28 protein-coding genes, 1 tRNA gene and 2 pseudogenes are annotated in these 23,850 nt (G+C 66.9%); 20 read left to right on the top strand and 11 right to left on the bottom strand.

Annotated elements, in window-relative coordinates; genetic code table 11:
- Positions 1 to 286: 286 nt before the first annotated feature.
- Positions 287 to 517, top strand: a complete 231-nt coding sequence (locus BLT59_RS28455) for a hypothetical protein (protein WP_091789047.1) — start codon at positions 287 to 289, stop codon at positions 515 to 517.
- Positions 518 to 583: 66 nt separating this feature from the next.
- On the opposite strand, the gene BLT59_RS28450 is transcribed toward BLT59_RS28455, so the two are convergent.
- Entirely contained in the window at positions 584 to 2,806 is a 2,223-nt protein-coding gene (locus tag BLT59_RS28450; protein WP_091789044.1) for an FUSC family protein, read from the bottom strand.
- 187 nt (positions 2,807 to 2,993) lie between these two features.
- Between BLT59_RS28450 and BLT59_RS28445 the strand changes: the two genes are divergently transcribed.
- From BLT59_RS28445 to BLT59_RS32035, 3 genes and pseudogenes are all read left to right on the top strand, one after another.
- A tRNA-Arg gene (locus BLT59_RS28445) sits at positions 2,994 to 3,070 on the top strand.
- Between the two features lie 1,022 nt (positions 3,071 to 4,092).
- Positions 4,093 to 4,545, top strand: coding sequence for a hypothetical protein (locus tag BLT59_RS30920; RefSeq protein ID WP_139174140.1), 453 nt, complete (start codon positions 4,093 to 4,095; stop codon positions 4,543 to 4,545).
- 66 nt (positions 4,546 to 4,611) lie between these two features.
- Positions 4,612 to 4,943 (top strand): annotated as a pseudogene (locus BLT59_RS32035) (hypothetical protein); the annotation flags it as partial.
- A 96-nt stretch (positions 4,944 to 5,039) separates the two neighbouring features.
- Here the strand turns inward: BLT59_RS32035 and BLT59_RS28435 are convergent.
- Both BLT59_RS28435 and BLT59_RS28430 read right to left on the bottom strand, forming a co-directional pair.
- Entirely contained in the window at positions 5,040 to 5,708 is a 669-nt protein-coding gene (locus BLT59_RS28435; RefSeq protein WP_091789042.1) for a hypothetical protein, read from the bottom strand.
- A gap of 30 nt (positions 5,709 to 5,738) precedes the next feature.
- Positions 5,739 to 6,122, bottom strand: coding sequence for a hypothetical protein (locus tag BLT59_RS28430; RefSeq protein WP_091789040.1), 384 nt, complete (start codon positions 6,120 to 6,122; stop codon positions 5,739 to 5,741).
- Between the two features lie 334 nt (positions 6,123 to 6,456).
- On the opposite strand from BLT59_RS28430, the gene BLT59_RS31575 reads away from it, so the two are divergent.
- The 4 genes from BLT59_RS31575 (at position 6,457) to BLT59_RS28405 (ending at position 8,456) form a co-directional block, all read left to right on the top strand.
- Positions 6,457 to 6,633 (top strand): hypothetical protein, encoded by a 177-nt coding sequence (locus BLT59_RS31575; RefSeq protein ID WP_173009456.1) that lies wholly within the window; start codon positions 6,457 to 6,459, stop codon positions 6,631 to 6,633.
- Between the two features lie 690 nt (positions 6,634 to 7,323).
- The gene (locus BLT59_RS31570) at positions 7,324 to 7,608 is read left to right on the top strand and encodes a hypothetical protein (protein ID WP_091789035.1); all 285 of its coding nucleotides are present in this window, start codon (positions 7,324 to 7,326) and stop codon (positions 7,606 to 7,608) included.
- A 421-nt stretch (positions 7,609 to 8,029) separates the two neighbouring features.
- The gene (locus BLT59_RS28410; RefSeq protein WP_091789032.1) at positions 8,030 to 8,200 is read left to right on the top strand and encodes a DUF3606 domain-containing protein; all 171 of its coding nucleotides are present in this window, start codon (positions 8,030 to 8,032) and stop codon (positions 8,198 to 8,200) included.
- The gene (locus tag BLT59_RS28405; RefSeq protein ID WP_244514193.1) at positions 8,181 to 8,456 is read left to right on the top strand and encodes a hypothetical protein; all 276 of its coding nucleotides are present in this window, start codon (positions 8,181 to 8,183) and stop codon (positions 8,454 to 8,456) included. The genes BLT59_RS28410 and BLT59_RS28405 overlap by 20 nt, the downstream gene beginning before the upstream one ends.
- On the opposite strand, the gene BLT59_RS28400 is transcribed toward BLT59_RS28405, so the two are convergent.
- Complete coding sequence (locus tag BLT59_RS28400; protein ID WP_091789029.1) at positions 8,431 to 8,901, bottom strand: tellurite resistance TerB family protein; 471 nt, start codon at positions 8,899 to 8,901, stop codon at positions 8,431 to 8,433. The genes BLT59_RS28405 and BLT59_RS28400 overlap by 26 nt on opposite strands.
- 1,432 nt (positions 8,902 to 10,333) lie before the next feature.
- Positions 10,334 to 10,939 (bottom strand): annotated as a pseudogene (locus BLT59_RS28390) (sugar transferase); the annotation flags it as partial.
- A gap of 408 nt (positions 10,940 to 11,347) precedes the next feature.
- On the opposite strand from BLT59_RS28390, the gene BLT59_RS30905 reads away from it, so the two are divergent.
- Both BLT59_RS30905 and BLT59_RS28380 read left to right on the top strand, forming a co-directional pair.
- Positions 11,348 to 11,704, top strand: coding sequence for a hypothetical protein (locus tag BLT59_RS30905; protein WP_139174137.1), 357 nt, complete (start codon positions 11,348 to 11,350; stop codon positions 11,702 to 11,704).
- A 560-nt stretch (positions 11,705 to 12,264) separates the two neighbouring features.
- Complete coding sequence (locus tag BLT59_RS28380; protein ID WP_091789017.1) at positions 12,265 to 12,498, top strand: DUF2171 domain-containing protein; 234 nt, start codon at positions 12,265 to 12,267, stop codon at positions 12,496 to 12,498.
- Between the two features lie 97 nt (positions 12,499 to 12,595).
- On the opposite strand, the gene BLT59_RS28375 is transcribed toward BLT59_RS28380, so the two are convergent.
- The gene (locus BLT59_RS28375; RefSeq protein WP_091789014.1) at positions 12,596 to 12,958 is read right to left on the bottom strand and encodes a CsbD family protein; all 363 of its coding nucleotides are present in this window, start codon (positions 12,956 to 12,958) and stop codon (positions 12,596 to 12,598) included.
- Between the two features lie 162 nt (positions 12,959 to 13,120).
- Here BLT59_RS28375 and BLT59_RS28370 point away from each other — a divergent pair, with 162 nt between their 5' ends.
- From BLT59_RS28370 to BLT59_RS32290, 3 genes are read left to right on the top strand one after another with little or no spacing between them, the layout of a single operon-like run.
- On the top strand, positions 13,121 to 13,564 hold the full coding sequence (locus BLT59_RS28370) for a hypothetical protein (protein WP_091789011.1): 444 nt from the start codon (positions 13,121 to 13,123) through the stop codon (positions 13,562 to 13,564).
- A 9-nt stretch (positions 13,565 to 13,573) separates the two neighbouring features.
- Complete coding sequence (locus BLT59_RS28365) at positions 13,574 to 13,969, top strand: phage holin family protein (RefSeq protein WP_091789008.1); 396 nt, start codon at positions 13,574 to 13,576, stop codon at positions 13,967 to 13,969.
- On the top strand, positions 13,966 to 14,385 hold the full coding sequence (locus BLT59_RS32290; protein ID WP_091789066.1) for a DUF3618 domain-containing protein: 420 nt from the start codon (positions 13,966 to 13,968) through the stop codon (positions 14,383 to 14,385). The genes BLT59_RS28365 and BLT59_RS32290 overlap by 4 nt, the downstream gene beginning before the upstream one ends.
- Positions 14,386 to 14,505: 120 nt before the next feature.
- Here BLT59_RS32290 and BLT59_RS28355 read toward each other — a convergent pair whose 3' ends face one another.
- Positions 14,506 to 15,066 carry a tellurite resistance TerB family protein gene (locus tag BLT59_RS28355; RefSeq protein ID WP_091789005.1) on the bottom strand — a complete coding sequence of 187 codons (561 nt, stop codon included), beginning with the start codon at positions 15,064 to 15,066 and terminating at the stop codon, positions 14,506 to 14,508.
- Positions 15,067 to 15,165: 99 nt separating this feature from the next.
- On the opposite strand from BLT59_RS28355, the gene BLT59_RS28350 reads away from it, so the two are divergent.
- The 5 genes from BLT59_RS28350 to BLT59_RS32025 all read left to right on the top strand — a co-directional run bounded on the left by BLT59_RS28350 (position 15,166) and on the right by BLT59_RS32025 (position 17,190).
- Positions 15,166 to 15,483 (top strand): hypothetical protein, encoded by a 318-nt coding sequence (locus tag BLT59_RS28350; protein WP_091789002.1) that lies wholly within the window; start codon positions 15,166 to 15,168, stop codon positions 15,481 to 15,483.
- Positions 15,484 to 15,636: 153 nt separating this feature from the next.
- On the top strand, positions 15,637 to 15,882 hold the full coding sequence (locus BLT59_RS28345) for a hypothetical protein (protein ID WP_091788999.1): 246 nt from the start codon (positions 15,637 to 15,639) through the stop codon (positions 15,880 to 15,882).
- 257 nt (positions 15,883 to 16,139) lie between these two features.
- Entirely contained in the window at positions 16,140 to 16,349 is a 210-nt protein-coding gene (locus BLT59_RS28340) for a hypothetical protein (protein WP_091788996.1), read from the top strand.
- 85 nt (positions 16,350 to 16,434) lie between these two features.
- Positions 16,435 to 16,680 (top strand): hypothetical protein, encoded by a 246-nt coding sequence (locus tag BLT59_RS30900; RefSeq protein ID WP_139174136.1) that lies wholly within the window; start codon positions 16,435 to 16,437, stop codon positions 16,678 to 16,680.
- Positions 16,681 to 16,878: 198 nt separating this feature from the next.
- Positions 16,879 to 17,190 (top strand): GCG_CRPN prefix-to-repeats domain-containing protein, encoded by a 312-nt coding sequence (locus BLT59_RS32025; RefSeq protein ID WP_091788991.1) that lies wholly within the window; start codon positions 16,879 to 16,881, stop codon positions 17,188 to 17,190.
- Between the two features lie 817 nt (positions 17,191 to 18,007).
- On the opposite strand, the gene BLT59_RS28325 is transcribed toward BLT59_RS32025, so the two are convergent.
- Positions 18,008 to 18,271, bottom strand: a complete 264-nt coding sequence (locus tag BLT59_RS28325) for a hypothetical protein (RefSeq protein WP_091788988.1) — start codon at positions 18,269 to 18,271, stop codon at positions 18,008 to 18,010.
- A gap of 168 nt (positions 18,272 to 18,439) precedes the next feature.
- On the opposite strand from BLT59_RS28325, the gene BLT59_RS28320 reads away from it, so the two are divergent.
- Positions 18,440 to 18,679 (top strand): hypothetical protein, encoded by a 240-nt coding sequence (locus tag BLT59_RS28320; protein WP_091788985.1) that lies wholly within the window; start codon positions 18,440 to 18,442, stop codon positions 18,677 to 18,679.
- Positions 18,680 to 19,120: 441 nt separating this feature from the next.
- Here BLT59_RS28320 and BLT59_RS28315 read toward each other — a convergent pair whose 3' ends face one another.
- Positions 19,121 to 19,843 carry a helix-turn-helix transcriptional regulator gene (locus tag BLT59_RS28315; RefSeq protein WP_091788982.1) on the bottom strand — a complete coding sequence of 241 codons (723 nt, stop codon included), beginning with the start codon at positions 19,841 to 19,843 and terminating at the stop codon, positions 19,121 to 19,123.
- Positions 19,844 to 19,937: 94 nt separating this feature from the next.
- Between BLT59_RS28315 and BLT59_RS28310 the strand changes: the two genes are divergently transcribed.
- On the top strand, positions 19,938 to 20,546 hold the full coding sequence (locus BLT59_RS28310; RefSeq protein WP_091788980.1) for a glutathione S-transferase family protein: 609 nt from the start codon (positions 19,938 to 19,940) through the stop codon (positions 20,544 to 20,546).
- A 902-nt stretch (positions 20,547 to 21,448) separates the two neighbouring features.
- Here BLT59_RS28310 and BLT59_RS28305 read toward each other — a convergent pair.
- Positions 21,449 to 21,610, bottom strand: coding sequence for a YqaE/Pmp3 family membrane protein (locus BLT59_RS28305; RefSeq protein ID WP_091788977.1), 162 nt, complete (start codon positions 21,608 to 21,610; stop codon positions 21,449 to 21,451).
- Positions 21,611 to 21,701: 91 nt separating this feature from the next.
- The gene (locus tag BLT59_RS28300; RefSeq protein WP_091788974.1) at positions 21,702 to 23,210 is read right to left on the bottom strand and encodes a glucosamine inositolphosphorylceramide transferase family protein; all 1,509 of its coding nucleotides are present in this window, start codon (positions 23,208 to 23,210) and stop codon (positions 21,702 to 21,704) included.
- Positions 23,211 to 23,850 lie beyond the last annotated feature (640 nt).

Below are 23,850 nucleotides of genomic sequence, written 5' to 3'. Positions count from 1 at the left end.
CTGCATCCCTTTCAGGCCGCGGTCTGTGCCACGCTTCGGCGCGGGACGCATCCCCGGCCGTGCCCGGGCCGGTCTCCTGAACCTGCGCCGCGTCTCCCCGTGCGCCAGCGCACGGCAGCGGGCGAACCCGGGGCAGAGTATCCCCGTTGAGAGGTCACATTCGGCCAAGCAAAGCCGGAGCGATCAAGACCGCCGCCCAGCACAGCGCGACGACGATCTTCCTCACTCGACACGGTTGACCGGATGACTTCCCGTTGAAGTCATACGAAGACGCTAGGAGATCACCATGAGTGTCCGCATGCTCGCTGCCGCCGCCCTGGTCGCCGCGGTCGCCACGCCCGCCCTCGCGCAGGGCCTGGATTCGAAGCACTCGCCGTACCCGGCCTCCGCCTATTCGGGCTGGGTCGGCAACGCGCCCGTCCTTTACCAGAATGCTGCCGGTCCCGCGCGGGCGGCCGCCTACCGCTACAGCGGCCCGCATGCCGGCGGCCCGGCCAACGCCCTGCCGCGGTTCTGACGGGGGACCGGTCCCGCGGGAAGGCCGCGGGACCGGCCGTCGCCCGGGGCCCGGCAGGCCCGTCCGTCAGGATGGCAGGACGGGCCGGCCGGCGCGCGCGTCGGTCCCGCGCCCGGTCTCCGGGGCCCCGCCATCGACCATCGTCGCGGCCCGGATCTCCCCGGGACGCAGGGTTCCGACCAGAAGATCGACCTGACTGACGAGGCGCACGAGCGATTGCCCGCGATCCAGCGCCGGCCGCTCGGGCACGGGCCTGTCCGCGCCCAGGGCCGCGAGGGTCGCGGTGATCCAGTCCCGCCACGGCTCCGCCTCGGGGGCGGCCGCCTCCGGGGCGTGCCGCAGGACGATGAGCCGGGCGCTGATCCGGCGCAGGGTCGCGTCGGCCACCAGGGCGGATTCCACCTCCGGGTGGCTGCCGGCCCGGGGCTGCTGCAGGGCGCGGGAGAGCGCCGCCTCCAGATCGTTGAGGGCGAGGCCGGCCTCGCGGCTCTGCGCCGCGATCGCGGTCTCGCGGCCCTCGCCGGGCGGCGCGCGGAGCACCGCCTCGGCGAGGCCGGCCTGGGCCTTGAGCGCCCGGCGCAGTTCCTGCCGGACCTGGTCGGGCTCCCAGATCGGCCAGAGCACCAGGCAGCTCGCCACCGCGATCACGCCGCCCAGCACCGTGAAGCCGCCCCGCATGGCGACGATCTCCCAGGAGCTGTGGCCGGGCTCCAGCAATTCGACGAGCAGCACCACGAGGGGCGTCAGGCAGGTGACGAAGAAGCCGTAGGAGATCTGGCGCGCCGCGAAGCCGACGATGCTGAGCACCAGGATCAGCCCGGCCTCCGCCAGCGGGCTCGTGGCGTAGTAGGCGAGCACGGCGCCCACGAGGCCGCCCAGCACCGTGCCGCCGATCCGCTCCAGCGCCCGCTGCCACGTCGCCGCGTAGAAGGGCTGCATGGTGAGCACCACGGTCATCACCAGCCAGTGCGTGAAGGCGCCCGCGTAGGTCAGGGTGGCGGCGAGCGCCGGCGCCGCGACCGCGCTCGCCCGCAGGGCGTGCCGCAGGTTGGGCGAGGCCAGGGTGAAGTTCTGCGCCAGCGGCCCGACATAGCGGGTCCAGCGATCGAGGCGGCCGCCCTCCGTGACCGTGCCGCCGGGGCGATAGCCCTCCGGCGTCGACAGCTTGGCGCCGATCCGCACGCGCCCGACGATCCTGTCGGCGAGGCGGGCGAGGGTCGGGTCCTCCGTCAGGCCCTCGGCCACCCGGGCGATGGAGTGTTCCAGGCGGGTGAAGTCGAGGTTGACGTCGTCGCGAATCGCCCGGGCAATGGTTACCAGCAGGGGGCGCAGGCGCCGCAGGAAGACCTTGGCGAGCGCCCGGCGGCGCGCGTCGGGGCGGCTGTCGATCAATTCGCCCACCGCGATCAGCGCGGCGAAGATCTGCTCGGCGCTCTCCAGGCGCAGCAGGGCCTGGGCGGTGCGGTCCGAGACCCGCTCGCGGGAACGGGCGAGATCGAGGATCATGGTCCGCGCGGTCTCGATGCTCGCCCGCACGCCGCGCCGATGGCCGCGGGCGTGGCCGTCGAAGGCAGCGGTGTCGGGTTCGGGCAGGGCGACGAGCCGCTCGAGGTCGCCGCAGAGCCGGGCGAGATTGTGCCAGACCTCGGCCACCGCCCGGTGGGCCGGCCGGTACGGGTGCAGCCGCCAGATGACCAGGGCCAGGAAGGTCGCCCAGAGGCCGCCGGCCGCGAACATTACCGCGGTGACGGCCGCCTGCTCGCCGTTGAGCGGCCGGTCGAGGGCGATGCACAGCACCACCACGAGCACGTTGCCGGCCGACTGGGCCTGCACACTCCAGACGCGCGCATACGAGCAGGCGAAGATCAGCGCGCAGGCGACCGGGACGACCAGCGGCAGGCCGAGGGGCTGGATCAGGCCGAGGCCGGCCCAGAGCAGGCCGCCGAGGACCGAAAAGGCGGTGAGGACGCGCAGGCGCGCGCGCATCGGGCCGCCGTTGTCGCAGAAGCAGGCGAGGTTGGCGGCGAGCGCCATCGTCAGCAGCGGCGACCACTGGATCCAGATGTTGAGGAGGATGACGACGCCGAACGCGAAGGCGGCGCGCACGCCCTCCACGAGCCGCACGTTCCGGAGGTCGAGGCCCGTGGGCAGGCGCCGCAGGTCGCCGCCCGGCCGGCTCAGGCTACCCCGGCCGGCGGCGAGGCGGCGCCGGAGACGTTCGGGGGGTGATGCTGTCGGACTCGGCGCGGTCAAGCTCGGTCTCCCGACAGGGGCGCGGTGCCCCGGCATGAACCGCGCTCCGGCCTGACCGGATCCGTGGCGTCGCGCAACCCCGGCCCGCGGCCGGGCGGATCACGAGGTGCGGCCGGAACATAGCCGCAGGACATCCTCAGCTCGATCCGTGACGCCGCGACACTCTTCGCCCCGTGCGCTTGACCCTTGGACGAGCCCGTGGCTTCTGGAACCGCCTGGTCCCGACTCCGTAGCTCAGCTGGATAGAGCAGCCGCCTTCTAAGCGGCAGGTCGTAGGTTCGAGCCCTACCGGGGTCGCCAGCAATCACAATGATGTGGCACGGTTTTCCGATCAGCATTCCGGCCAGCGGGCGGCGGCTCATTCCGACAAATCGCCCCGCTTTGTTCGAGTGACGCGCCACTTGCGCGTACCGGCGATGATCTGGCGCTGCGTCCTTTTCACGTAGCCCAGCGCCCGGATCATGTCCCTGGTAACGTGGCGCCCGTACGTGAGGTCGCCGGACCGGGCGAGCCAAGGCACCCCGGAGGCCTTGTGCCCCGAGCGCCGACGATGAGCAGACCACCGATCCGCCCGCGCTTGATGGCCCCACCGGCTCGTGAACGATGAGGAGCTCGTCGAAGAGGCGGTCGACCACGTCGGTGGTGATGTTCTTCAGCGACAGTGATCCGGACCGTCTGCCATCCCGCGGGGTGTAGCCGGCGACGAGCGAGAACCCGAGATCGCGGTCGCTGCGCTGGCTACGGCTGAGCTTGCTCTACGTCTCCGGCGGCTTGTAGGTCGCTGCGAGCCAGTCGAAGAACCCCTCAGTCGTCAGATGGAGGCCGCTTGCAAACAGTGCCGTCAACTCTGCGGGCGGCCCGCAACGACAACGGCGCAGCAACCCGTACGGTCACTGCGCCGCTTGATCGGGCCGTCTAGGGGCAAAGAGGGCCGCGAGAGGGTTGGTATGCTTAGGGCCCCATTTTCAGAGGTGCGCCTGAGCCCATTCGAAGAGATGTGGCTCGGGGGCGACAGGGATCGGCCATCAGTTGTGGACAGCGCGAAGCGCCCCCGATCCGTCAAGGTTCACGGGCGAAGGTGATAACCCTCTTCCGATCCGGCTCTGCCATGTTCGCCAGTCCTCATGCCTTCGTCCTGTACCATCGCGAGCGCCTTGCCGTGCTCCTCTCCTCGGCCCTGTTTCTGGCGGGCGCGCTGCCGTTGTTCTGGGCGACCGTCTGATCCTCCTGGTGACTATGGATATAATTCAAGACCGATATAAAATCAGTCATCAAGCCGTATTATTTATTTCGCCGCCTGGGTAAACACGTATAGAATTGAGATGAAAAAGGTCACACTCTCTCTGGCAGTTGGCTATTTTACTTTGGCGGCTATTTCGCCGCTGAGCGCTGAAGCAATCCCCGACAAACCAGAGGCGCCTCCTCGGGCTGGGCAGACAGTGTCCGAGTTTCAAAAATCAGTGAGATCTAGCCTTGCTGAACAGGGCGATCAGATGGGTTTTGGCCTGCAGCTCTGTCCTTTAAGGCCGTCGTTCTATCCAAGCGGCGAAACGTACTTGGCACGAGCTTTCTCGCAGCGCGCCGACACTGTCATTACGCTCATCGGTGTGGATCAGGGACGCGTGACACACTGGCAGGAGTTCGACCTACCTGACCTTGATGGCTGGATCACGCATTATGTAACGCGCTGCCAAGGCGCGACACTGAAAGTCGGACAGGGCCGCAGCGCCCAATTGTATAAGTGGACCGGAGCGGGTTTTCTGAAAGTAAAATGAATACGATTCCCCTATTCTTCCTTTGAACAAAGAAACACCCCAGAAGCGGAAGCTCCCAGGGTGGTGGCGAAAGGCTGCTGCGCGGGCTGCGGACGGCCGCATGGGCAGATGGGTCCAAGATGGGTCCACCACCTCGGCGACGGCCGCTGACGGGACGCAGCAGGCCGCTGGCGCGGCGGCTGGGTCAGGCGGATCCGGGCCTCACCCGCGGCCGACACCCATGGGCAGGCACGCCGAACGCGGGTCGTTCCGGCTGCGGCCCACCTGGATCACGACACCGCGAACAACGTGGACGCCAACCTCGCGGCTTTCTGCCGGCGCTGCCACACGATCCACGATCGGCCGGAGCATCGGAGGCGGCGGTGGCACGCACGCTGTTCCGGAGGAAGGCACTTGGGACCCGTTCGGGGGCTTACGCCGGAGCGGATCTCGAGAACGGCGAAGGCCGGGGCAACCTCCCCGGCCTCCGGAGCGAGCATTTGAAGAACCGCGGATCAGATCCCGCTACCGGTCCCCGGGTAAGACCGCACCCCCCTCCGAACGTCGTTCGCTCCGGGAAGGCCCGTCCCCATCGGAGCCGTTTTGTCGGCATCAGACGCTGTCACAGGGGTCCAACCTTCCTGGGTCCAAGCGGCAGCCTTCTGGTCCAGATCGACCGAGCCGTGCTGCTCCAAGATATCCATCACCATCGGCCCACGTGCTTGGTCAGCCCTCACCGTGACCAGCGTGCCGCCGCGGCGCACGCCTTCGCCATAGGCATGCGCATCCTTCTCGCTGACACCTGCGCCGGTGAGGCCACCCGCCAGACCACCCGCGGCTGCGCCAACGCCGGCTCCCGTCAGGGTAGCGACGAGCCAGCCGGCGGCGACGACGGGGCCAACTCCGGGGATCGCTATCAAGCCGAGACCGGCCAGCAGTCCGGCCGCGCCGCCTACCACGGTGCCGAGCGTAGCGCCCGTGCCAGTACCGTCCTTGGCCTTGTCCTTCGTGTCGGCGCTCACATGAGCGCCATCACGCCCGAGTAAACCAGCATGCCGATCACCCTCGTTGTTGCTGACGATGCTGATGTCGCCGTGCGCAATGCCGCCGGCCTCGAGTTTTCCGACGGCAATGCTTGCATCCTCGTAGCGATCGAACAGTGCAGTAATGGTTTGCTGAGCCATAGGGTGTCTCCTTGAGCGGGGGTGAGAGGATCACTGCGCCGCGACGTTGCCTTTGAAATCGAGGCCGACTGCAACTGACTTCCCGTCGCGCATCGCCGTGCCGCGCCAGATGCCCTCTTCATCCTTCTTGAGGTCCTTGACGTCCTTGAAGCCGGCCTTGTCGAGGCGGGAGCGGACCTCACCCTCGGTGAAGCTGTTGGCACCCTTCTCCAGCTTGACGTTTTTGAGAGCGCCGGCCGCGCCCCCGTCCGGGGAGACCTTGTCGGTATTCGGACGCGTGACGCTCTCCTGGCCACCAGATTGCTGACTCGTCTTGGCGTCGGGGGACGCCGGTGAGCCCGTCGTCGTGGTCTGAGCATAGGCGCTCGACCCGAAAAGGGCCCCGAGCAAAGCGAGAGCGACAGGGATACGCATGGCAGGCTCCAAATTCGTTTGGACTCAGCCAATCCCTTGAGCAAACATCCGTTCCATTTTAGAACGTGATATTTATTCTCAGTGGACGTTCCGGTAGATTTCCGAAACGTCGCAATTTACTGCCACGCGATTGAAAGACATACGAATTACCTACCGGCGAAGCTTGGAAGGTGCGACTCAAAATGAGGCGCCGGCAGGCGTGCGTATGTCGCTGATTCAGCCTTGAGCGGCCAATGCATTTCGCCCGAGGGCGCCGTCAAAGGTGGTAGGCTATGATGCAGGAACCGCCGCGCCCCGCTGCGCTTATCCGAGCGGTTAGCAAAGGAGGCCAGCGATGAAGGTGTTTCAGATCCGGCACGAGGTGACGGGAGCCATCCTCTGGACCGGCGCGGCTTCGGACCCGATCGCTGCCCTCGATGCCATGGCGCATCAGGCAGGGTACTACGACCACAGCGACATCCCCGACCACCTGCGGGCTGGCGGCATCCAAGTCGAGGAGATCCGGGTCTAACCCCCGAGTTGCAGAGCGGCCTGCGCAACGCCAGCCGGAACGATCACCGCGCCGTCAGGTGCCGGTGCTCGACCCTCTGTCCAGCACGCGCGATCCGGCGTGCAGCTCGGCACGGTAGGTATGGGCATCGTCACGTGTCTTATCGTCACGGGCTTGGCAGAGGTCGGCCGCCGGAGCTTAGCGGGCCCGGGCGGCAAGCTCCGTCTCCACATCCTCGGCGATCACCTGCTGCTCGTCTCGGAAGGTGAATACCCGCGATGGCAGGCGCTTCAGGTCGCTGGCCTCCACGAGCGGCATCTCCTGGGGGATCGTTGCGCGTCAACCGGCACCGTGACCGCCCTTGGCGTTGTCGGGCCTGGGAAGATCCGGCCGGTTGTCGTAGCCGCCGCTCTCGGGACCGTCGCCAGGATCAGGATCTGGGCTGCCCGGTGAGTGTGGGCCGCTGCCACCGGCTTCCGGCGTGAGGTTCTTGTTCTCCCGCTTTTGCGGGGCAGCCGGTACCGTCCCGAAGGCTTCGCGCGCTGCGTCTACGTCCTGACCCATGCTGCCCTCTCAATAGTCTTACGACGGCAAGGCGCGGGCGCGGGGCTGGTTCCTGGCTTGGCGGGCGCCTTCTTCAGGCGCAGTCGGCGACCGAACTTTGCGACACCTCGACCGTTCCTGTGCCGCAGCGGAAGGACGGACAATCACATGCCCCGCACCACAATGGCCCTCGCCGGTGCCTTGAGCATCGTCCTGGCCGGCCCCGCCGAGGCTCAGGTGATCACCGGGGGTGCAGGCAACACCGGCGTGCCACCGCCGGCGGCCGTTGGCGCCCGGGATCTGGGACCCAGCCCGATCACACGGGGCAACGAGGCGAACCCCGGCAACTCGCCCATACCCGGCACGACACCGGGCGTGAACATCGGCGGCACACCCACCAGCGGACCGCCCGGGACGGGAGGCGCATCGGGCGGACCGTCGCTCGGTCGATAGGCCGCTCGGCCCCGCCCCGATCGGATCACAGGGCGGGGGAGCGTCCGATCTCACCAGCGTGGGCCGCTACGCAACTTGGCCCGGCCGCATGAGGCGCCGATCCGATTAGTGAGCCGTCACCCGGGCAGGCTTTGCCCTGTGCGGGAATAGGCCACGCAAGAGCCGGAAAGGCAGCCGCACGAGCCTGTAGAGGGCGTGCGCGGCCATAACGGCGAGGACGGTGAGAAGCGCCAAGATGGTGTTCAACATGCGGTGCACTCTCTGACGGAGTGAAGTCAGCGGTCCGCCACCGCCACTGCGTCCAGGAGGCGCGCCGAACACGGCAAGATCGTGAAGCGCACGAAAATGGCCGCAACCAGGGAGGCGCCACCGGGTTGGAAGCCAGACTCCTGGCGCAGCCAGCATACCTTTGGATCCAGCCATGCCGACCGAACTGCATGATAAGGCCCACATCGACGTCTTCGACCGCGCCGCTCGCGAGAATTGGGCGCTCCGTTTCGGGGTGACAGAGGAGCGTCTGCGCAAGGCCGTGCGCATGGTCGGCTCCCGCGCCACCAGTGTCGCGGCCTATCTTGGCCAGCCTGGCCGCTGACGTGGCGCGCGAGCCGATGAGCCGCGACCTCTATGTCAGTTCGAACGGCGATCGCTGGCTTCTGCTGCGGGATCCATCCGACGGTCGCAGCTTCGTCCGCCACGAGGCCAACGCGGCCTCCGGTGGTTCTGTCACCGACATCGCCTTGGCGGCCTTTCTCGCCGCTGATCGCGGCGGCCCTGAGCATCAAGCCCTGTGGACCCTGATCGGCGAACTCGTCGATGACGCTGTTACGCCACCGTCTGCGACAGCATAGGCTGCGCCGCCGCTTTGAGAAGTGCATCTACGTCGACGAGAAGCGCGGCTGCGATCTCGGACAGAGCCGCGCGCTCGATGGCGGCGATGCCGTCGTGATCTGCTACGTCGACCGCCACGCGAAACACCCCCTCGCGTTGCTCCACAGGCCGACCAGCGATCGCCGCGACCCGTCGCAAGTTCTCCGCACGTCCAGCCCGGGTGCGAGCCCTACCGATCGCCTCGTGTAGCGCCTCATCCAACATCAGGACGTCGTAGCCTTTCTCTAGGATCGGGCTGGCGAGGACGCCGGTGACGGCTGTCTCCAATTCATCGCCCGCGACCTCGCCGTCGGCTACGATGACGTTGGCGGCCGCAGAGACGCCGGCCTGCATCAGCGCATCGTCGCCAGCATAGGCTGTCACCGTCTGACGGAAGCGGGCGAGCAGGTCTTGTATGAAGGGCATGCTGATGGACTATCGAGAGAGGGGCCGAGCAACTTTCTATCGGCACCAAGGGGCGGCACCGCACCAGCGCATACGCGTGACCGAACCGGTGACGGCAGGATCCCCGACGAGGTGATGATCCCCCTCCATCTTCGGTCTATTCGCCTCGACCAGCATGGCCGCGGAGAAACAGCACAGCATCAGGGCCGCGATCCATAGCAGGGCCCTGAATGTGCGGAGGGGACGCTTCGACATACGCGCCATCGTGGTGCTGTAGCGTTAGCGAACCCTTGCGCTTGACTCTGGAGGAAGCCCGATCCCGGCTTCTATCCGGGAGCCACGAACGGGTTGGGTTCGGTCGGCGCGAGGTTCTTCGTGTAGCAGGTCGCCAGCGTCCGCGATTGGAGAAAAGCCGAACAACACGGTCGAGCTCGGAGAGGATCCAGGGCGATGGGCCGGCGCTCTGCGATGTCCAGTTCCCCGTCACGCCGATCCTCACACGACCGCCTGACACAGGCTTCACGGACAAGGAGCGGAGAACGGATCCGCACCAGCCTGTCATCGCAGCTCCGCCCGCAACAGCGCCGTATGGTGTCGCGAACGCCTCAGGCATATCAGCAGGGGGAAGCGCTGCCACAGCAAGGACGCAGGCAGAAAAAAGGCCGCCCTCTTGGAGCGGCCCGAAGTCTTGGGAGGAAACGCCCTTGGGAAGGGCTGCAGAACCACGACGCCATCGTGATCCCGCATGGCCGACTTAAGCGCCGGCGGTGCAGCGCACAACTGCCGTTAAGCTTGGCCACGTGCATAAGTGACGCTAAGCTTACGCTCACGTGCGCTTCCACACCATGGCTCAGGCGCTCGTTCCATCGCCGGGCATCGCCTTCAGCGAGGTGTAGTCGCGTCGCACCGTCAGCGTGAAAGGGCGTCGGCTAGGCCACCCGCATGCTGACCTGAGTACCGATAGGCGGGCGCCGTCGGCGCCAGCCTCCGAAAACCCGGTGCGCAGATGCGGTGAGGCGTAGGTTGGGTGGACGTTGCACCGCGTCGGTAAGGTGGCCTTGACGGATCGTTCGTCGTTTAGCCGCTCAGCCGATATCGAGAGGTATTCTGTGCGGGGTCCATGGCGTCGCCACGCCCTTATCGTGATGGCAGGGCTGTTGGCGTCGCCAGTGGCGCCTGCATGGGCCGCGCCGACGCGCCGCACCGCGGACCGTGACGCTGCCGATCTCGAACAGGCATTCAGCCGCGATCTTTGCACCCGCGACGACCGCGCGCTGCGCGAGTTCACCAAAGCCCTCGGCAAGAAGCCAGTTATCGTCTCGCGATAGGGTTCGGCATCGTCAGATAGACCAGCGTCGCTGGCCGAATCGGCCGAGCTTCCTGCCTTCCTCGGCCAAGGCCGGCTGTCTGCCATCGCCCGGCGATCTGGTGCCAACCGGCGCCTGGAGAGGCGCTACTTGCTGCCGCGCTGGGCGACAACAGCTGGGATGGTGCGCAACATGATGGTGAGATCCCGGCGCAGGCTCCAGCGGGTGGCGTAGTCGAGATCCAGCGCCACGCGCTCGGCATAGGTCGTGTCGGAGCGGCCCGAGACCTGCCACAAGCCGGTGACGCCTGGCGGGACGGAGAAGCAGGTGGCGAACGCGTGACCGTAGCGAGCGACCTCGGCGGTTACGATCGGCCGCGGCCCGACGAGGCTCATCTCCCCGCGCAGCACGTTCCAGAGCTGCGGCAGCTCGTCGAGGGAGGTCTTGCGCAGGACGTGGCCGATCCGCGTGATGCGCGGATCGTCGCTGAGCTTGTGGGTGGCCGCCCATTCGGCACGGGCCTGCGGATCAGCGGCCAAGTGCGCTGCCAGCACCGCATCGCCGTCCGGAACCATGGACCGGAACTTCAGGCAGCCGAAGCGCCGCCCGTCACGACCGATACGCATGTGGCGGAAGACCGGCGTCTTGCGGTCTGTCGCCCAGATCATGAGGGCGATGAGCAGGAACAGCGGCAGAAGCAGGAACAGCGCGGTGAGCGCCACGCTGACGTCCAGACTGCGCTTGGCCACCCAGGCTGGTGATGAGGTTGCCCACATGTTGAGCCTCACCTCTGAGGAGCAACCGATCGTCGAAGGCACAGCGTCTCCGCTGATGTCTGGCATCCGGCTGAGCCTCCGATTGCGATGCGGCATGGCGCCGCCGAGGCACAACGAGCGCCATCCACACGAACGGGCGAAACGGCCCATCAACCAAAACCGATCCATAATGAATTCAGATTTACTGCCCGTCCGCTCCCTGAATTGTGCCTATTTCCGATTTCATCGGCCTCAACTATTACTACTTAAGGTAGATTTTGCAGACCGATAGGCTCGAACGGTTGCTTTGCAGGACGGCTGCGGTCTGCGGGTCGTTGAGATCCCTGGGGCTGCCGTGGGTCGGCCGCGGCCTCAGCCGTCCAATTCGGGTCCTGCAGGGGCGAAGTGATCGCGGGCGCCATCGCGCTGTCCAAACGGTCAGTTCCGGCTTTTGAGATGATCTTGGCCGCAACAAACCGCGGGTTCGGCAGTTGGGCCCTGAACGTGATCGTCATTCAGAGTGAAGACATGCTCGGATTAATTCTCCCAGCACTGATCATCGGTCCTGCAACCACCGCGTTTCTGTGGTCGCATCATCCGATGCTGGCATTGGCGGCGGCTCCCTTGGGTGCCAGCGCAGCCGTGTTCGGGCTCGCTGCCTGGATAGCGGCGCGGCAGAAAGCGCCCGCTCGACGGTTCCATGGGCGCACTCGCGCGCGCGCGCGTTTCGGATCGGAATGGCACGCCGTTGCACACGCATAGGCCTGCCCTGATCTGCACGATGGTCGAGTCACAAACCCGATCACCTCTCGCGTCCTACGAGGTTAAGCGGCGAGACGCCGGCTCCCGCGATGACGCTCCCGCCGCCACGCCACGGCAGGATGTCCGCAGCAGGCACTCGGCCCCCGGTTCAACCACCGCCTTCGTCAACACGATCTCGGGCGCCTCGGCCTCGCGGTCCTGATCTTGTTCCGGGCATCCGAGCAACCCGCAATCCCTGCCTCTCAGGAGCCGCCAGCGACGGCTCTGCATCGCCGTTGTCCTCACGGTCCCCGTATCGCCGTCCATGCGGTCGAGCACGGCGAGGATGCAGTCTGCCGGATCGAGGGCGGTCCGTGCCGCCTCCTTAACGCGGCGTGCTGGGCGGACGTACGCGCATTGTTACGGCGCGCGGGATCTCTTGAGCCGTGCAGAAGAGCTATGGCTGGGCCAATGCCGGTCCATGACCTGGGTCATCGTCTCTCTCCGTCCGGGCAGAACAACTGGACCGGAACATCGCCGTCTGGACGTCGGTTACGGCTGCTCAACAGGGAGAGAAACCGATGGTCGATATCGCGCAGATCCAAGAGCATGCCGACGTGGTTGGCTCGGACGGGAAACACGTCGGGACCGTTGATCACATCGACAAAGGCGAGATCAAATTGACGAAGAAGGACGCCGCGGCGGGCGGCCTGCACCATTTCATCCCCGTCGATTTCGTGCGAGCCATCGAGGGCGGCAAGGTTCATCTCGACCGCCCGGCGGATGAGGTGATGCGCGAGTGGTCGACGTCCTAGAACGTTCGCGCCGACGGTCTACGCAAGCTTTAGAAATCAGCCGGGCGGCCATATCACCACGGCTCGCCCGGCTCCGGCGTATTCTGACGACGGATCGTTACCGGCGACCGTGGATGGCCAGGGCGAGCAGATAGCCGATCGCGCCGGCCAGGATGGCAAGACCCAGCGGCGACTCCTGCGCGTGCGGTCGAAGTGCCTCGCTACCCTGCCGGTACAAGCGTTGTGCATCCGGGTAGCGCTCGCGGGCACGGTCGAACGCGTCGCCGGCGAACTCCCGCGCTTGGTCAGCGGCATCGCTGAGCGTGTCCTTGGCCTGCCCGTACAGGTTCTGCACCGAGCCTTTCAGCTCCGTGGTCTTTCCTTCGGCTTGCGTCTGCCTGTCCCCGATTAGTTCGCCGGCCGCCCCCTTGACCTTGCCACCGAGTTCCTTCGCGGCGCCGGTGATCCGATCCTCGTCCATGGACGTCCTCCTCAGTACTAGATCTGGCTAAGCTGCCGCGCCTACAACGCGGATCCAGCCTCTTTCGTCTCAATGATAGATCCTGCCATCTCGACAGCGCAGTGGAACGGTATTGAAGGCCTGCGGTTTTCCTGATCCCGAGCGCCTTACAGGAGCAGCTTGATGCAAAACGGTGCTCAGGATCAGCGTTCGAGCGCTGCCGACCAAGAATTTCACACAGCCCAGAGCTTTGCCGACACGCTGCGCGATCAGACACAGGGCTACGTCGAGAACCGTAAGGCCGATGCGGCACGATTGGTATCGGATGTCGGCGACGCCCTTCGCGATACCGGCTCCAACTTCGACGGGCTGCCGCAGCTAAAGGAATTCTTCGATCAGGCCGCGCTCGGCGTCGACGAGTTGGCCGAGAGCATCTCGCGCCGATCCTTCAGCGAGATGTACGACGAAGTACATGCAGCCATTCGCCGTCGTCCCGCCTTAGCAACTGCGGCGGCCGTCCTGGCTGGCTTCGCGCTGTTCCGCGCTCTGAATTCCCAGAAGGTTCGGCCAATCCCACGCTCGCATGCGGTCGTTCCGGTCGATGTCCTCCCGACACAGGACCTCTAGGAGAGCGAAATGGCCGAGCCAAGACTGCGCAGCATCCCGACCCTCGTGGGTGATGCGGTCCGCGAGCTGCGGGATCTCGTAGGCGGCGAGATCGCCCTGTTCCGCACCGAGATGGCGCAGGGCGTTCACCGGCTCAGCCTCGGCCTCAGCCTGTTGCTGGTGGCGGCCGTATTCGCCATCACGGGCCTTTTCACGCTGCTCCTCGCCCTTGTGAAAGGCATCGCTGTCCTCGTGCAATCGGACGCGTTGGCAGCGCTGATCGTGGGCGGCGTCTTTCTCTTGCTTGCGGTCGGTCTTGGGATGTTCGGACGCAGCAAGACGTCGATATCCACACTGGAGCCGACCCGTACGGGGCGGCAGGTCAAAGAAGACGTGCAGGTTCTCACGGATCGGATGGACACATGAGTGACTCGCCGGACAAGCTGGAGCGGGACGTCGAGGCGAGCCGCGGGCGGCTGGACCGGACGCTGGCCGATCTGCAGGCTCGCTTCAACCAGCCAGGGATCCCACGCGATTTCGTCGAGCTGAAACGATCAGGACAGGCTGCAAGCGAGACCGTCGAGCGCCTTGCTGCCGATGTGCGGGCTAATCCCGTGCCGGCTCTGCTGATCGCAGCCGGCTTTGGCCTGCTTGTCTACGAGGCCTTCCGAACGGCTGCGGAGCGACGACGTCTGGCAGTTGTTTCTGCAGGATCCATCGTTGCCACGCCCGATCGTCACCTTTCCGAGAACCATCCGGGCCGGATGAACGAGCGGCTCGACGAGGCGCTGGAGGAGAGCTTCCCAGGCAGCGATCCGGTCTCGGTCCGGATCACGAAGTAAGCCCCCTCGAAAGGGGAATGCCGGATGCATCGGCCGCGGGTTGAGGCCCTCAGCATGGACCACGGCTCGGCGACGACGCGTCCGATAAGCTGATCCTGGAGATAAGCAGCGTGATCGCCGTCAGCCAGATAGTTCTTGGTCGAACCGAGCGACGGCTTCGGCGGGTACGTCCAGCGCCTCAGCCAGCATCTTGAGGAACTGCCGCTCTTGTAGAGTGTCCGGCTCAATCGCGAGACGAGCGGCGGCGTAAATCCGGGCCGCCTGCTCCGGAGTGCGCACCCCGGAGGCGAGGTCATCGATATCGGCCGGCTCAGCCAGCTCCTTGTCCAGCCATGCACGACCAGCGGCGCCGATTTGGGCAGCCGCAATGGCATTGTGGAGACGCTCCCGCTCTCCAGCATCCATCAGCCCATCTGCCATCGTGGCGGCGACCATGGCCCGTAACATGACGCGGGCGTCGTCTTCGCTGACCTCCGAATGATCGAAGGGGCTGGGCGGTGCAGCGGACGGCTTCGCCTCCTGAAAGGGGGAGGGCCCGTCTGGCACAGGCGCCCGCCCAGGAAGCGCCTTGAGAGCGAGTCCGACGATCAAGGCGATGCCACCCAGAGCAGCTGTGGCGGCGATCGTGCCCCCCTGCCGATCGCGGACCAGCGCGTCGACCATTTGCTTTGCTTCGGCCACGGATGCCTCCTGCTGCTGGACGGATTTTGTCCTGCAACGGTTTAGGCACCAGGGCGGTTCATGGGGCGATCGACAGAATGCCAAGCCCAAAGTGAGCTGATGCTGACGATGCAATCCCACGAAGGTCGCGACACAACGGATTCGGTCGAGGGGCATCAGGGGCTCGCTATGGGCGAAGCTGTGGCCCTTGCCTTCGAGGAGGGTGGCGGCGTGCTGAACAGCCTCAGCCGTGACGCGCTCGCCCACGATCTCGCGGAGATTCTCAAGCCACTTCTGAGCACGTGCACGAATGCCGAGTGGATCGAGGCCATCAACGCCCGCCTGGACCGGCTGGAAAGCGATACCGATACGCCAGGACCGCGGCTGGTGCGGTTTGAGGCGAACGGCGCCGCGGAAATGACGACGCCGCTGCAGTAGGGCCCTTGGCAATAGGCGCCTACAGCGCTCACACCACTACGAACTGCGCGGGTCGGCACACCGAGCGGTGATTGATGCGGGTCTGGCCGTCGGCTGGTTTCTCGTTAAAACAGCGCCTCCGAACCTGGTATACCAGAGTACGCGGAGCCGCCGATGCCGTCAGAAACCGTCCCGGTGCTGCTGGCCGCGATGTTCACCATCGGGTGCATCACGATCCACAAGGCGGAGCGGTATGCCGAGCCGCTGAGCGACGCGCTCACCGTGCTATTCGTCACCGGCGCAGCGCTCGCGATCATAGCGGCCGTGGCGCGCATGAGTGGCGTAAGCGACGTCTTGGCTCACAGCTTTCACGAGCCATTGAAGCTCGGCGACCCGCTGCCGGAAGCTCCCCAGCCATGACGTTGCCCTGCAGGGCGGCTGCGGCAGTTCCTCAGTGATCCAAGTGCCGCGCTCATCATCGATGCGCTGCGAAGCCTTGTCAGCACCTCGTGGCGGAGCTCGATAGTGCCGGTGAGCCGATCTCGGCGAAGAAGGCCGCAGTCGGCTCAAGAGCGCCGTGGGTCGCGGCGCCCGCCTTGATGGCGAGGACGTTCTGCTTCGCCGGTGGGACCTGCGCCGCCACATGCAGCGTTGCTCCCAGACACGGAGAGCGTCCGATGTCCGACAAGCCACAGACCGCGAACACGCAGGATTTCGCCGACACCGAGTACGACGCGGAGCGCTGGGCCCGCGTGGGTGCCGAGCAACGATCCACGCCTCCGGTCAGCCCCAAAGCACCATCGGACCCGGCAGAGGGCCCAGATGTCGGCTTGGCGCAGAAGGGGACAGGTGAGGACGCGGTCGTCAAGCGCGAGACCGACATTTGAGGGCAAACCATAGGTTGCGGTTTGGAGGAGCAGCGGTTGCCCTCCATGAGCCACGCTCGAGAGCTACCTGCGGAAGGAACGCACCATGAAGCACCTGTTCATCAGCGCGCTGATCTCGGCGGGGCTGCTTACCATACCAAGCCTGCCGACCTCTGCGCAGAGCATCGATGTTGGACCGGGTGGTGTGAGGGTCGATCCGCGATCACCGAGGGAGCGGGATCGTGACGAAATCCGCAGGGAGGAGCGTCGTGAGGAGTTCCGCGATGGGCGGCGCGACCCGCTCCGCCGTGAGGAACGCCTCCGTCGCGAGGACGACGATGATGATGATTGATCCGCATTGACGGTCATCATCACCGTATGGGCGGTGCGATGCGAGCCCCGGCGTTCTCGCATGTTCGGCCAGGATGCAGCGAACGGCCAAGCCAGTCAGGTTGCTGAACGAACAGACCAGAACCCGTTCAGCGCACCTGGCACACGCTCCCTTCATCCGGTCCGGCAAGCTCGGTCCGACGGATCTAGAGGTTTGAGTATGGTGCGCACCAAGATGCTTGGAATGGCCGCGATCACCGCGGCAGGGCTTGCCACCGCTACAGCAGCGAACGCGACACCCTTTGGGTATGGCCCACCCGACAGTGGAGTGCTGATCGAGCGCGTTGCGGGTGGCTGCGGCCCAGGCTTTCACCCGAACCCGTGGGGGCGCTGCCGTCCCAATGATCGTGGCTGGGGCTATGGCGGTCCACGCGGCTACGACGGCGACCGGCCCAGGTACGGGTATGGCCGGGGCTACGATCGCGGCTATGGCGGTTACGACGGCCCGCGGCGGTTCTACGGCGGCTATTGATCTCGGCTACGGGCCAGGACCGTCAGGAAGCGTGGCCTGCGACCCCAGCTGGCCAGATATTGAGCCGATCAGGCCAGGACCTCACAAGCGCACGCTCCCCTGTGCAACGAAGATCGGACCTCTTGAGGGATCATCCATACTCCGGGTGTTCCAGGACACGTCGAGCCTGGAAGCTTGGGCATACATCGGGACCACACCGCGACGACAGTCGCGAACCTGATGGAGACGACGATGACCTGGACGAACCGCATCACCGTAGCCGCGACTCTGATCGGCGGCGCCATCGCGCTGGTGACCTACGCACAGGCTCTGAGCCTGCCGGCGCATTTCGCCTGAGCAAGACCGGCCGGAAGAGCATCCTGTGCAGCCCTTCCGGCCCTAACCTCCAGCGCAACAATCGAGGCACTCTTCGCGGTAATCAGCTCGACCATAAGGCCGCCTCAGAACAGCCGAGATGACGAGGAGGCCCGCGATGACCCAGCCCATCACCCTGACGAGCCGCGCCGTCGACGCCGTCCTGACGGCCGCCTTGGCGTTCAGCCTGATCGTGCACGCGCAGTTCATCATCCTGCGGCCGCACCTTGTGTGAGGGTCTGCGAAGCCGAAGAATGCCAAGCTTTCCCGTCGCGGGCGCGCATGCGTGAGGCATGGTGTAGAGGGGCAACGTGTAGATGCTGACCGCACCGCGACGAGGCGAATACGTCGGCACTGAAGGATGTGAGCGTGACGGAGCCGGTCGCCGACATGCGCCGGCAGCCGCATTCCCTAGCGGTTCCCGTGCTTCATCGGGCCGCCCGTGCAGGTGCATTGTAGAGGCTTAGACCTCCTCCGGGCGCCCCGGCATCACGCTCGCAGGCAGCAAGGCGTAGTCGATCAATTCCTTGGCGGTCGCTCCTGCGACGCCACTGGGGTCCTCGCTGCCGACCATCTTCAGGTTGTCGGCCAGCATCCTGATGACGGTATCCCGCTGCGTCGCGTCCATCAGAGAAATCACGGTTCCCAGTGTCACCTGCAGAACCTCGGTTCTGACCGTCAGGTCGCGAAGTTCTTGCAGCAGTAGGTTTTCGAGTGAGGAGGACACAGGCAGCTCCACCGATGCAGATCACCCCAATGTAGTGCGCCCACCGGGCCTCACCTGTACCGACGCCTACTCCCTTCGGAGGTAGGAGGCCGGCGAGCCGTGCGGTGCTCACCGCAACTGAGCTGTTCAGGGACGCGGCGCTTGTCCGACGTGCGGCCGAGATGGGGTATGCAGTCTGAGGACATCAGCACACCTCCGGCGGGCGGCGAATTCGGTCGCGGCCCGTTCCGCGGCGCGCAGCATGGCGGGTCCGGCGAAGGGGGCGACGGCGTGGCCTTTCACGTCATCGGGCAGGGTCGCGACCACCCCAAGGCCGATGGCGGAGCCGAGCATGACGACGTGGATCAGCCCGGCCACCTCATCGGTACAGCGTGTGAAGCTGACCGTGACTGGCCCACCGAGCCGTAGACGGCGATCTCCTCGTCGTGGGCCAGCGGGACCGATTTCAGGGCCGGATCAGGGAAGGTGATGACGTTTGACGTGACGGCTTCTCAGGCAAGGGGGCGGCAGGCGCCCGCCAGGATGTGTCGGTGCCGGGAACCGAAGGCAGAGGAACGGTGCGCGGCACAGAGGGCGGCGGCTCAAGCCCGTGGCTGATGCGGCAAAACCCCACAGAGAGTCCGGCAGCCACTTCTCAACAGGCTCGGCCGATGGCCCTTTGCCGTTCCGACGAGACGAAATTTGTCCATCCTTTCTGTGTGGGGCGAACCGCGAACCTGTCGGAATGCAGGCCGCTCTGCCTCAGCACTCCGTTGCCATCCAAGCGGCAGGTCGGAGGCTCGAGCCCTACCGGGGTCTCCGGATTGTTCCCCACCGCCTCGATGAGGGGAGGGGTTTTTATTGCCGCCCCTACACGGGTGCGACCTGCGGCGGAGTACGAGTCGCCTCCTCTCGGTCCGACAGGCCCCGCTTCCAGCGCGCGCGCAGGACGGCGGGCCGGAGGCCATGCCGCTCCTCCAGGAAGTCAGCGCCCGTGATCCGGTCCGTGCGGAAGTGCCGGAACGCCCCGCGCAGCTCGCACCAGCCGGCCACCATCCGGGCCTGATCGAAGAACCCGACGATCACCGGCCAGATCACGCGCTGGCTCGGATCCCCGCGCGCATCGCGGTAGTGGATGCGGATCTTGCGGCCCTCGCGGATCCAGGCCCTGGCCCGCGCAACGTCGATCCCGTCCACGGCCTGCGCCAAGGCCGGCGGCGTGCCGATCGACGGATCGGCGATGAGCGGACGCAGGCGCTCGGGGACGACCGCGGTGATCTTGGCGATGAGGTCGCGCGCGGCCTTGGCGAGGACCGGCTCGCCCCGGCCCGCGACCCATTGCGCGCCGAGGACGGCCGCCTCGATCTCGTCGGGCGTGAGCATCAGCGGCGGCATGTCGAAGGTCCCGCCGAGCACGTAGCCGAGCCCGGCCTCGCCCAGGATGGGCACGCGCTGGCCGACGAGATCGGCCACGTCGCGATAGACCGTGCGGACCGACACCTCCAGCTCACGGGCGATCTCGGCGGCCGTCACCGGCCGCGGCGAGCGCCGCAGGATCTGGATGATCTGAAACAGTCTGTCCGCGCGACGCATGGTTCGACTCCTGCTGACAGGATGCTGTCAGCAGGGTGGCCCTACAAGTCACCCCGTCACGGCCATCCCGCGTGCCGTGACGAAGGAACCGAGCATGATCACCCTGTATCACGCCCCGCAATCGCGCTCCTCGCGCATGATCTGGCTGCTGGAAGAGCTGGGCGCTCCCTACGTCATCGTGCCGGTCTCGATCTTCCGGCCGATGACGGGCGAGGGTGTGCCGGATGCCGCCAACCCGCATCCCGACAAGCGCGTCCCGGCCATCCTGCATGACGGCGTGCTGGTCGCGGAATCCCAGGCCATCGTGCTCTACCTGGCGGAGGCATTCCCGGAGGCAGGGCTGGCGCCGGCGATCGGTGCCCCCGATCGCGGCGCGTACCTCACTTGGCTGTCGTGGTCCGTTGCCGAGTTCGAGCCGGCCCTGTTTGCCGGCATGACGGGTGAACTCGCAGGATCGCCGCAGAAGCGCCGCAACCACGAGGCGGTGGTGCGCCGCCTGAATACCGCCCTGGTGCGAGGCCCCTACGTCATGGGCGAGCGGTTCTCGGGCGCCGACATCCTGATCAGCAGCGCGCTGGGCTTCGGCCGTGCGGCCTTCCCGCCAAGCGAGGCCTTCGACGCCTATCTGGAACGCTGCCGGACACGCCCGGCCGCCATTCGCGGGGCGGCAAGGGACGGCGCGTCCGGAGCGCAGACCGCCTAGGGCGCACCCCACGGGGAGGCCGGTTCGGCGGAAGCGCGATCGGAGGCAGCCTCAACAGGCCGGCGCTCGGCCCGTGTTCAGCCGCAGCCCAGGCCGTGCAGGCAATTGCAGGGCTGACAGGCCCGAACGGGCCTGTCTCCCGCAGGTGCTTCAGGACACGCCGTGCCTGAAAGCTAGAGCATACATCGGGACCACACCGCGAATGCAATCGCGAACCTGATGGAGACGACGATGACCTGGATGAACCGCATCACCCTTGCCGCGACCCTGATCGCTGCCGCCATCGCGCTGGCGACCTACGCGCAGGCCCTCAGCCTGCCGGCGCATTTCGCGTAAGCCCGACCGGCGGGAAGGCCGCCGCCCAGCCGCACGGTGGCGGCCGAGACGGCTTCTGCCTCGCGCCTGAGCATCGCTGAACCACCTCCGAACAGTTCCGCGGCGCAACGTGACTCTTCGCACTGCACGCGTCCGGCCAATCCGGCATCGTCATTGCAGATGGTCTTGCCGGGCCTCGCTGGAGGCCCACCGCCAAGTCAAAGGAGTGCACGACATGGTCCTGAAGGGCTTCTCCTACGCGATGATCGGCGCCTTCCTGGGCGGCCTCGCGATGACGGTGACGGGTTCGGCCGGCGTGCTGATGGGCTTCTGAGGCAAGAAGCTTGGCGGCGGCTCGAGAGGCTGCCGCATCGAGAGAGCGAGTTGACGGCGGGGTTCCGGTCCCGCCGTTTTTCTGTTCCGGGCTCCGGCCTCGCACGGCGGCGCGCGACCGGTCCTGCAAGGCGCAACGCGCCCCTCATGTCCGTCTGGGGCAAGCCGGAAGTCGGCCGGTCGCACCGGGCGGATCGGACCTCCGGGTTCGATCCTCACTCGCGGTCGCGGCGCGACCGACCCGGCAATCTCCGTCAGGCCGCCTCCTTCCGGGTGACAAGCAGGGCCCAGATCGTCGCCGGGATCCACCCGATGATCGTCAGGTGGAGGATGATGCAGAGGATGCCCTGAAACACCTTTCCGCGCAGGAACATGGCCAGCCATGGCGCGAGAAAGCAGATGAGGATCATGATCATGGGGGGCGACGAATCTCCGGATGCGTGAGCGAACACGCACCGCGCCGGCGGGTTCCGGACCGTCGGGTTTGCCCTGCGGCAAAGGCCGCTTTCAGGCGGCGAACCGCGCCTTGAGACGCGAGGCCCGGCCGGAACCGTCGATGCACTCGATCCCGCCGCCCGCGTTCAGCGTGTGGAGTGCGCTGCCGGGCCACGCCGGGCCGGGTTCGATCCGGCTGAGAACGGTCTGGGCGAACCCGTCCAGGTCGAGCCGGTCGATCCGCGCCAACGACAGGGCGCGGCCGTAACCGTGGGCGCAATCCTGGACCGGCCGAATCAGGGCCCCGTCGCGCGCGACGATCCGGCCTGCGGGTCGCGCGAAGGATGGGTCGACCAGGACGGGATTGGCCGGATGCGGCGTGTACGGCCCCCGGAAATCGGGGGCCGACCAGAGATGCAGCGCGTCGTGGTGGCAGCCCGATCCCGGCGGGGCGCCGGGGGGCGCATCGCGCACGGTGGCAAACATCCACCAGCGCCCGTCCTGCTCGACGAGGGTCGCGTCGCTGGCCACCACGCCGGAGAGAAGCGTCGCCTCCTTCACCCAGCCCCCGGGGTAGCGTGTCGCCCGGTAGAGGTCGACCGTGCCGGCCGCGGAACTCTCCGGCACCATCCAGATGGCGCCCGCCTGCGCGAACACGAACGGGTAGGAGAGATGGTACGGCTCCTCCAGCACCGGGACGGGCGGCCCCTCGGGCCCGTCCGGTCCGAGGCGGACGGCCGAGATGATCGCCTTGCCGGTCGCGTGCGGAAATTCCTCCACGAAGACATGGGTCGTCCCGGCGACGGCGAGGGGGAACGGGTCCGCATAGAAGCGCCGTCCATCATCGGGCAGGACCTGCCAGCCCCCCTCGGGATGGCGGCCCAGGTCGATGAGGTCGGGTCCGCGGAGGAACCGCCATCCGGTGCGCCAGTGCGGCGCGTGATAGCACAGCCGGTACAGGCGGCCGACGAGGCTCCGGGCGACGAGCCGCGCCGGTCGCGAGGCCAGGATCCGCGCCGAAGGCGCGGGCAGTGTGGCCCGTGCGGGCGGCACCGCAGCCCGGGCGCGGCCGGCCAACCGGTCCCGCAGCGCGGCAAGAACGATCGTGATCGTGCGCGCCAGCGCATCCTCGAACGACAGCGCTATGGAGCCACGGTAATCCGCCCCGAGGCGGCCCGAAGCGATTACGGCGTCCCCTTCGAGCAGGTCGAGGCGCGGCACGCGGCCGGCGAGCAGGCTCGCGAGCAGCCCGGTCTCGCCGAGGCCGCCATCATAGGCCACACGCCAGACCGGGTCGGGGGCGGTCGCGTCGCCGCACAGATCGAGCACGAGGTCCGGGGCCGCGGAATGGGTCCAGGCCGCCAAGTCCGTCTGCGGCACCGGCAGTGACCCGTTCGGCGCCAGCCGGAAGATCAGGGCTTCCAACCGGAACAGCAGGTCGGCCTGAACCGGCCAATCCTCCGGGCCGGATGCGACCTCGACACTCACGGCCTCGATGCCGGGCATGCTGGAGAGCCGGTTCAACAAACTGATGTGCCAGCGGCGCGGGTTCGCGCCGTCGAGGCGAACTCTCACATGCATGGCGCCCGGGTTCCCGTCGACGGGTCGGTCAAGACGACGACTGTCAGTCCCATCTATTGTCCCGGCGGTAACGGGATTCATAACTTCAGGCCGGGCCCGGGACATGCCGCCGATCGGCCGCCTCATCGCGTCCAGCGTACCGAAATCCGGTCTGGGGGCAGCGCAGTATCGCCGCGAAGGCCTGCGGCGATGTCACGGCCCGGTGCAAGGTGCTTGCGCGGCCTGGCACAGTCCGCCTGTGGCCTGACCGCCACAGGCGAGCGCCGACCGTACGGCCCGATGCAACCAAAACGCCGCCGCGCTGTTGTCGCGCCCTGTTCCGTAGAACGCGATGTATTTCCAAATTTCAGCGCGTCTTGAGAAATGGTTTACTATGGCATCGCCGGCCTTCGACGGGCGGTGTGTCCATAAAACTACAGCCATTTTGCTCGGCGATCGGTAGCCATACTGCCAGATCACACCTTCGGGGAACCGACATGACCAAGCTCCTGGCCTCCCTGGCCGCCTTCACCGCCCTGACCGGCGCCGCTTCGGCCGCCGACCTTCCGCGCCGCGCCGCCCCCCCGCCGGTCTTCACCCCCGTCCCGGTCTTCACCTGGACCGGCGCCTATTTCGGTATCAACGCCGGCTACGCCTTCGA

Source organism: Methylobacterium sp. UNC378MF (assembly GCF_900103195.1).
Lineage (GTDB): Bacteria > Pseudomonadota > Alphaproteobacteria > Rhizobiales > Beijerinckiaceae > Methylobacterium.
The sequence above is the reverse complement of the archived record's forward strand: the minus strand, read 5'-3'. Positions and strand labels throughout refer to the sequence as shown.

Coding starts and splice junctions, on each gene's coding strand:
- BLT59_RS28400 (WP_091789029.1), bottom strand. CDS start 8,901: ATGCCCTTCATACAAGACCTGCTCGCCCGCTTCCGTCAGACGGTGACA.
- BLT59_RS28455 (WP_091789047.1), top strand. CDS start 287: ATGAGTGTCCGCATGCTCGCTGCCGCCGCCCTGGTCGCCGCGGTCGCC.
- BLT59_RS32025 (WP_091788991.1), top strand. CDS start 16,879: ATGGTGCGCACCAAGATGCTTGGAATGGCCGCGATCACCGCGGCAGGG.
- BLT59_RS28320 (WP_091788985.1), top strand. CDS start 18,440: ATGCAGTCTGAGGACATCAGCACACCTCCGGCGGGCGGCGAATTCGGT.
- BLT59_RS28305 (WP_091788977.1), bottom strand. CDS start 21,610: ATGATCATGATCCTCATCTGCTTTCTCGCGCCATGGCTGGCCATGTTC.
- BLT59_RS28365 (WP_091789008.1), top strand. CDS start 13,574: ATGGCCGAGCCAAGACTGCGCAGCATCCCGACCCTCGTGGGTGATGCG.
- BLT59_RS31575 (WP_173009456.1), top strand. CDS start 6,457: ATGAAGGTGTTTCAGATCCGGCACGAGGTGACGGGAGCCATCCTCTGG.
- BLT59_RS28315 (WP_091788982.1), bottom strand. CDS start 19,843: ATGCGTCGCGCGGACAGACTGTTTCAGATCATCCAGATCCTGCGGCGC.
- BLT59_RS28435 (WP_091789042.1), bottom strand. CDS start 5,708: ATGGCTCAGCAAACCATTACTGCACTGTTCGATCGCTACGAGGATGCA.
- BLT59_RS28410 (WP_091789032.1), top strand. CDS start 8,030: ATGCCGACCGAACTGCATGATAAGGCCCACATCGACGTCTTCGACCGC.
- BLT59_RS30920 (WP_139174140.1), top strand. CDS start 4,093: ATGAAAAAGGTCACACTCTCTCTGGCAGTTGGCTATTTTACTTTGGCG.
- BLT59_RS30900 (WP_139174136.1), top strand. CDS start 16,435: ATGAAGCACCTGTTCATCAGCGCGCTGATCTCGGCGGGGCTGCTTACC.
- BLT59_RS28340 (WP_091788996.1), top strand. CDS start 16,140: ATGTCCGACAAGCCACAGACCGCGAACACGCAGGATTTCGCCGACACC.
- BLT59_RS28370 (WP_091789011.1), top strand. CDS start 13,121: ATGCAAAACGGTGCTCAGGATCAGCGTTCGAGCGCTGCCGACCAAGAA.
- BLT59_RS28430 (WP_091789040.1), bottom strand. CDS start 6,122: ATGCGTATCCCTGTCGCTCTCGCTTTGCTCGGGGCCCTTTTCGGGTCG.
- BLT59_RS28350 (WP_091789002.1), top strand. CDS start 15,166: ATGCTGACGATGCAATCCCACGAAGGTCGCGACACAACGGATTCGGTC.
- BLT59_RS28300 (WP_091788974.1), bottom strand. CDS start 23,210: ATGCATGTGAGAGTTCGCCTCGACGGCGCGAACCCGCGCCGCTGGCAC.
- BLT59_RS31570 (WP_091789035.1), top strand. CDS start 7,324: ATGCCCCGCACCACAATGGCCCTCGCCGGTGCCTTGAGCATCGTCCTG.
- BLT59_RS28310 (WP_091788980.1), top strand. CDS start 19,938: ATGATCACCCTGTATCACGCCCCGCAATCGCGCTCCTCGCGCATGATC.
- BLT59_RS28375 (WP_091789014.1), bottom strand. CDS start 12,958: ATGGACGAGGATCGGATCACCGGCGCCGCGAAGGAACTCGGTGGCAAG.
- BLT59_RS28380 (WP_091789017.1), top strand. CDS start 12,265: ATGGTCGATATCGCGCAGATCCAAGAGCATGCCGACGTGGTTGGCTCG.
- BLT59_RS32290 (WP_091789066.1), top strand. CDS start 13,966: ATGAGTGACTCGCCGGACAAGCTGGAGCGGGACGTCGAGGCGAGCCGC.
- BLT59_RS28345 (WP_091788999.1), top strand. CDS start 15,637: ATGCCGTCAGAAACCGTCCCGGTGCTGCTGGCCGCGATGTTCACCATC.
- BLT59_RS28450 (WP_091789044.1), bottom strand. CDS start 2,806: ATGCCGGGGCACCGCGCCCCTGTCGGGAGACCGAGCTTGACCGCGCCG.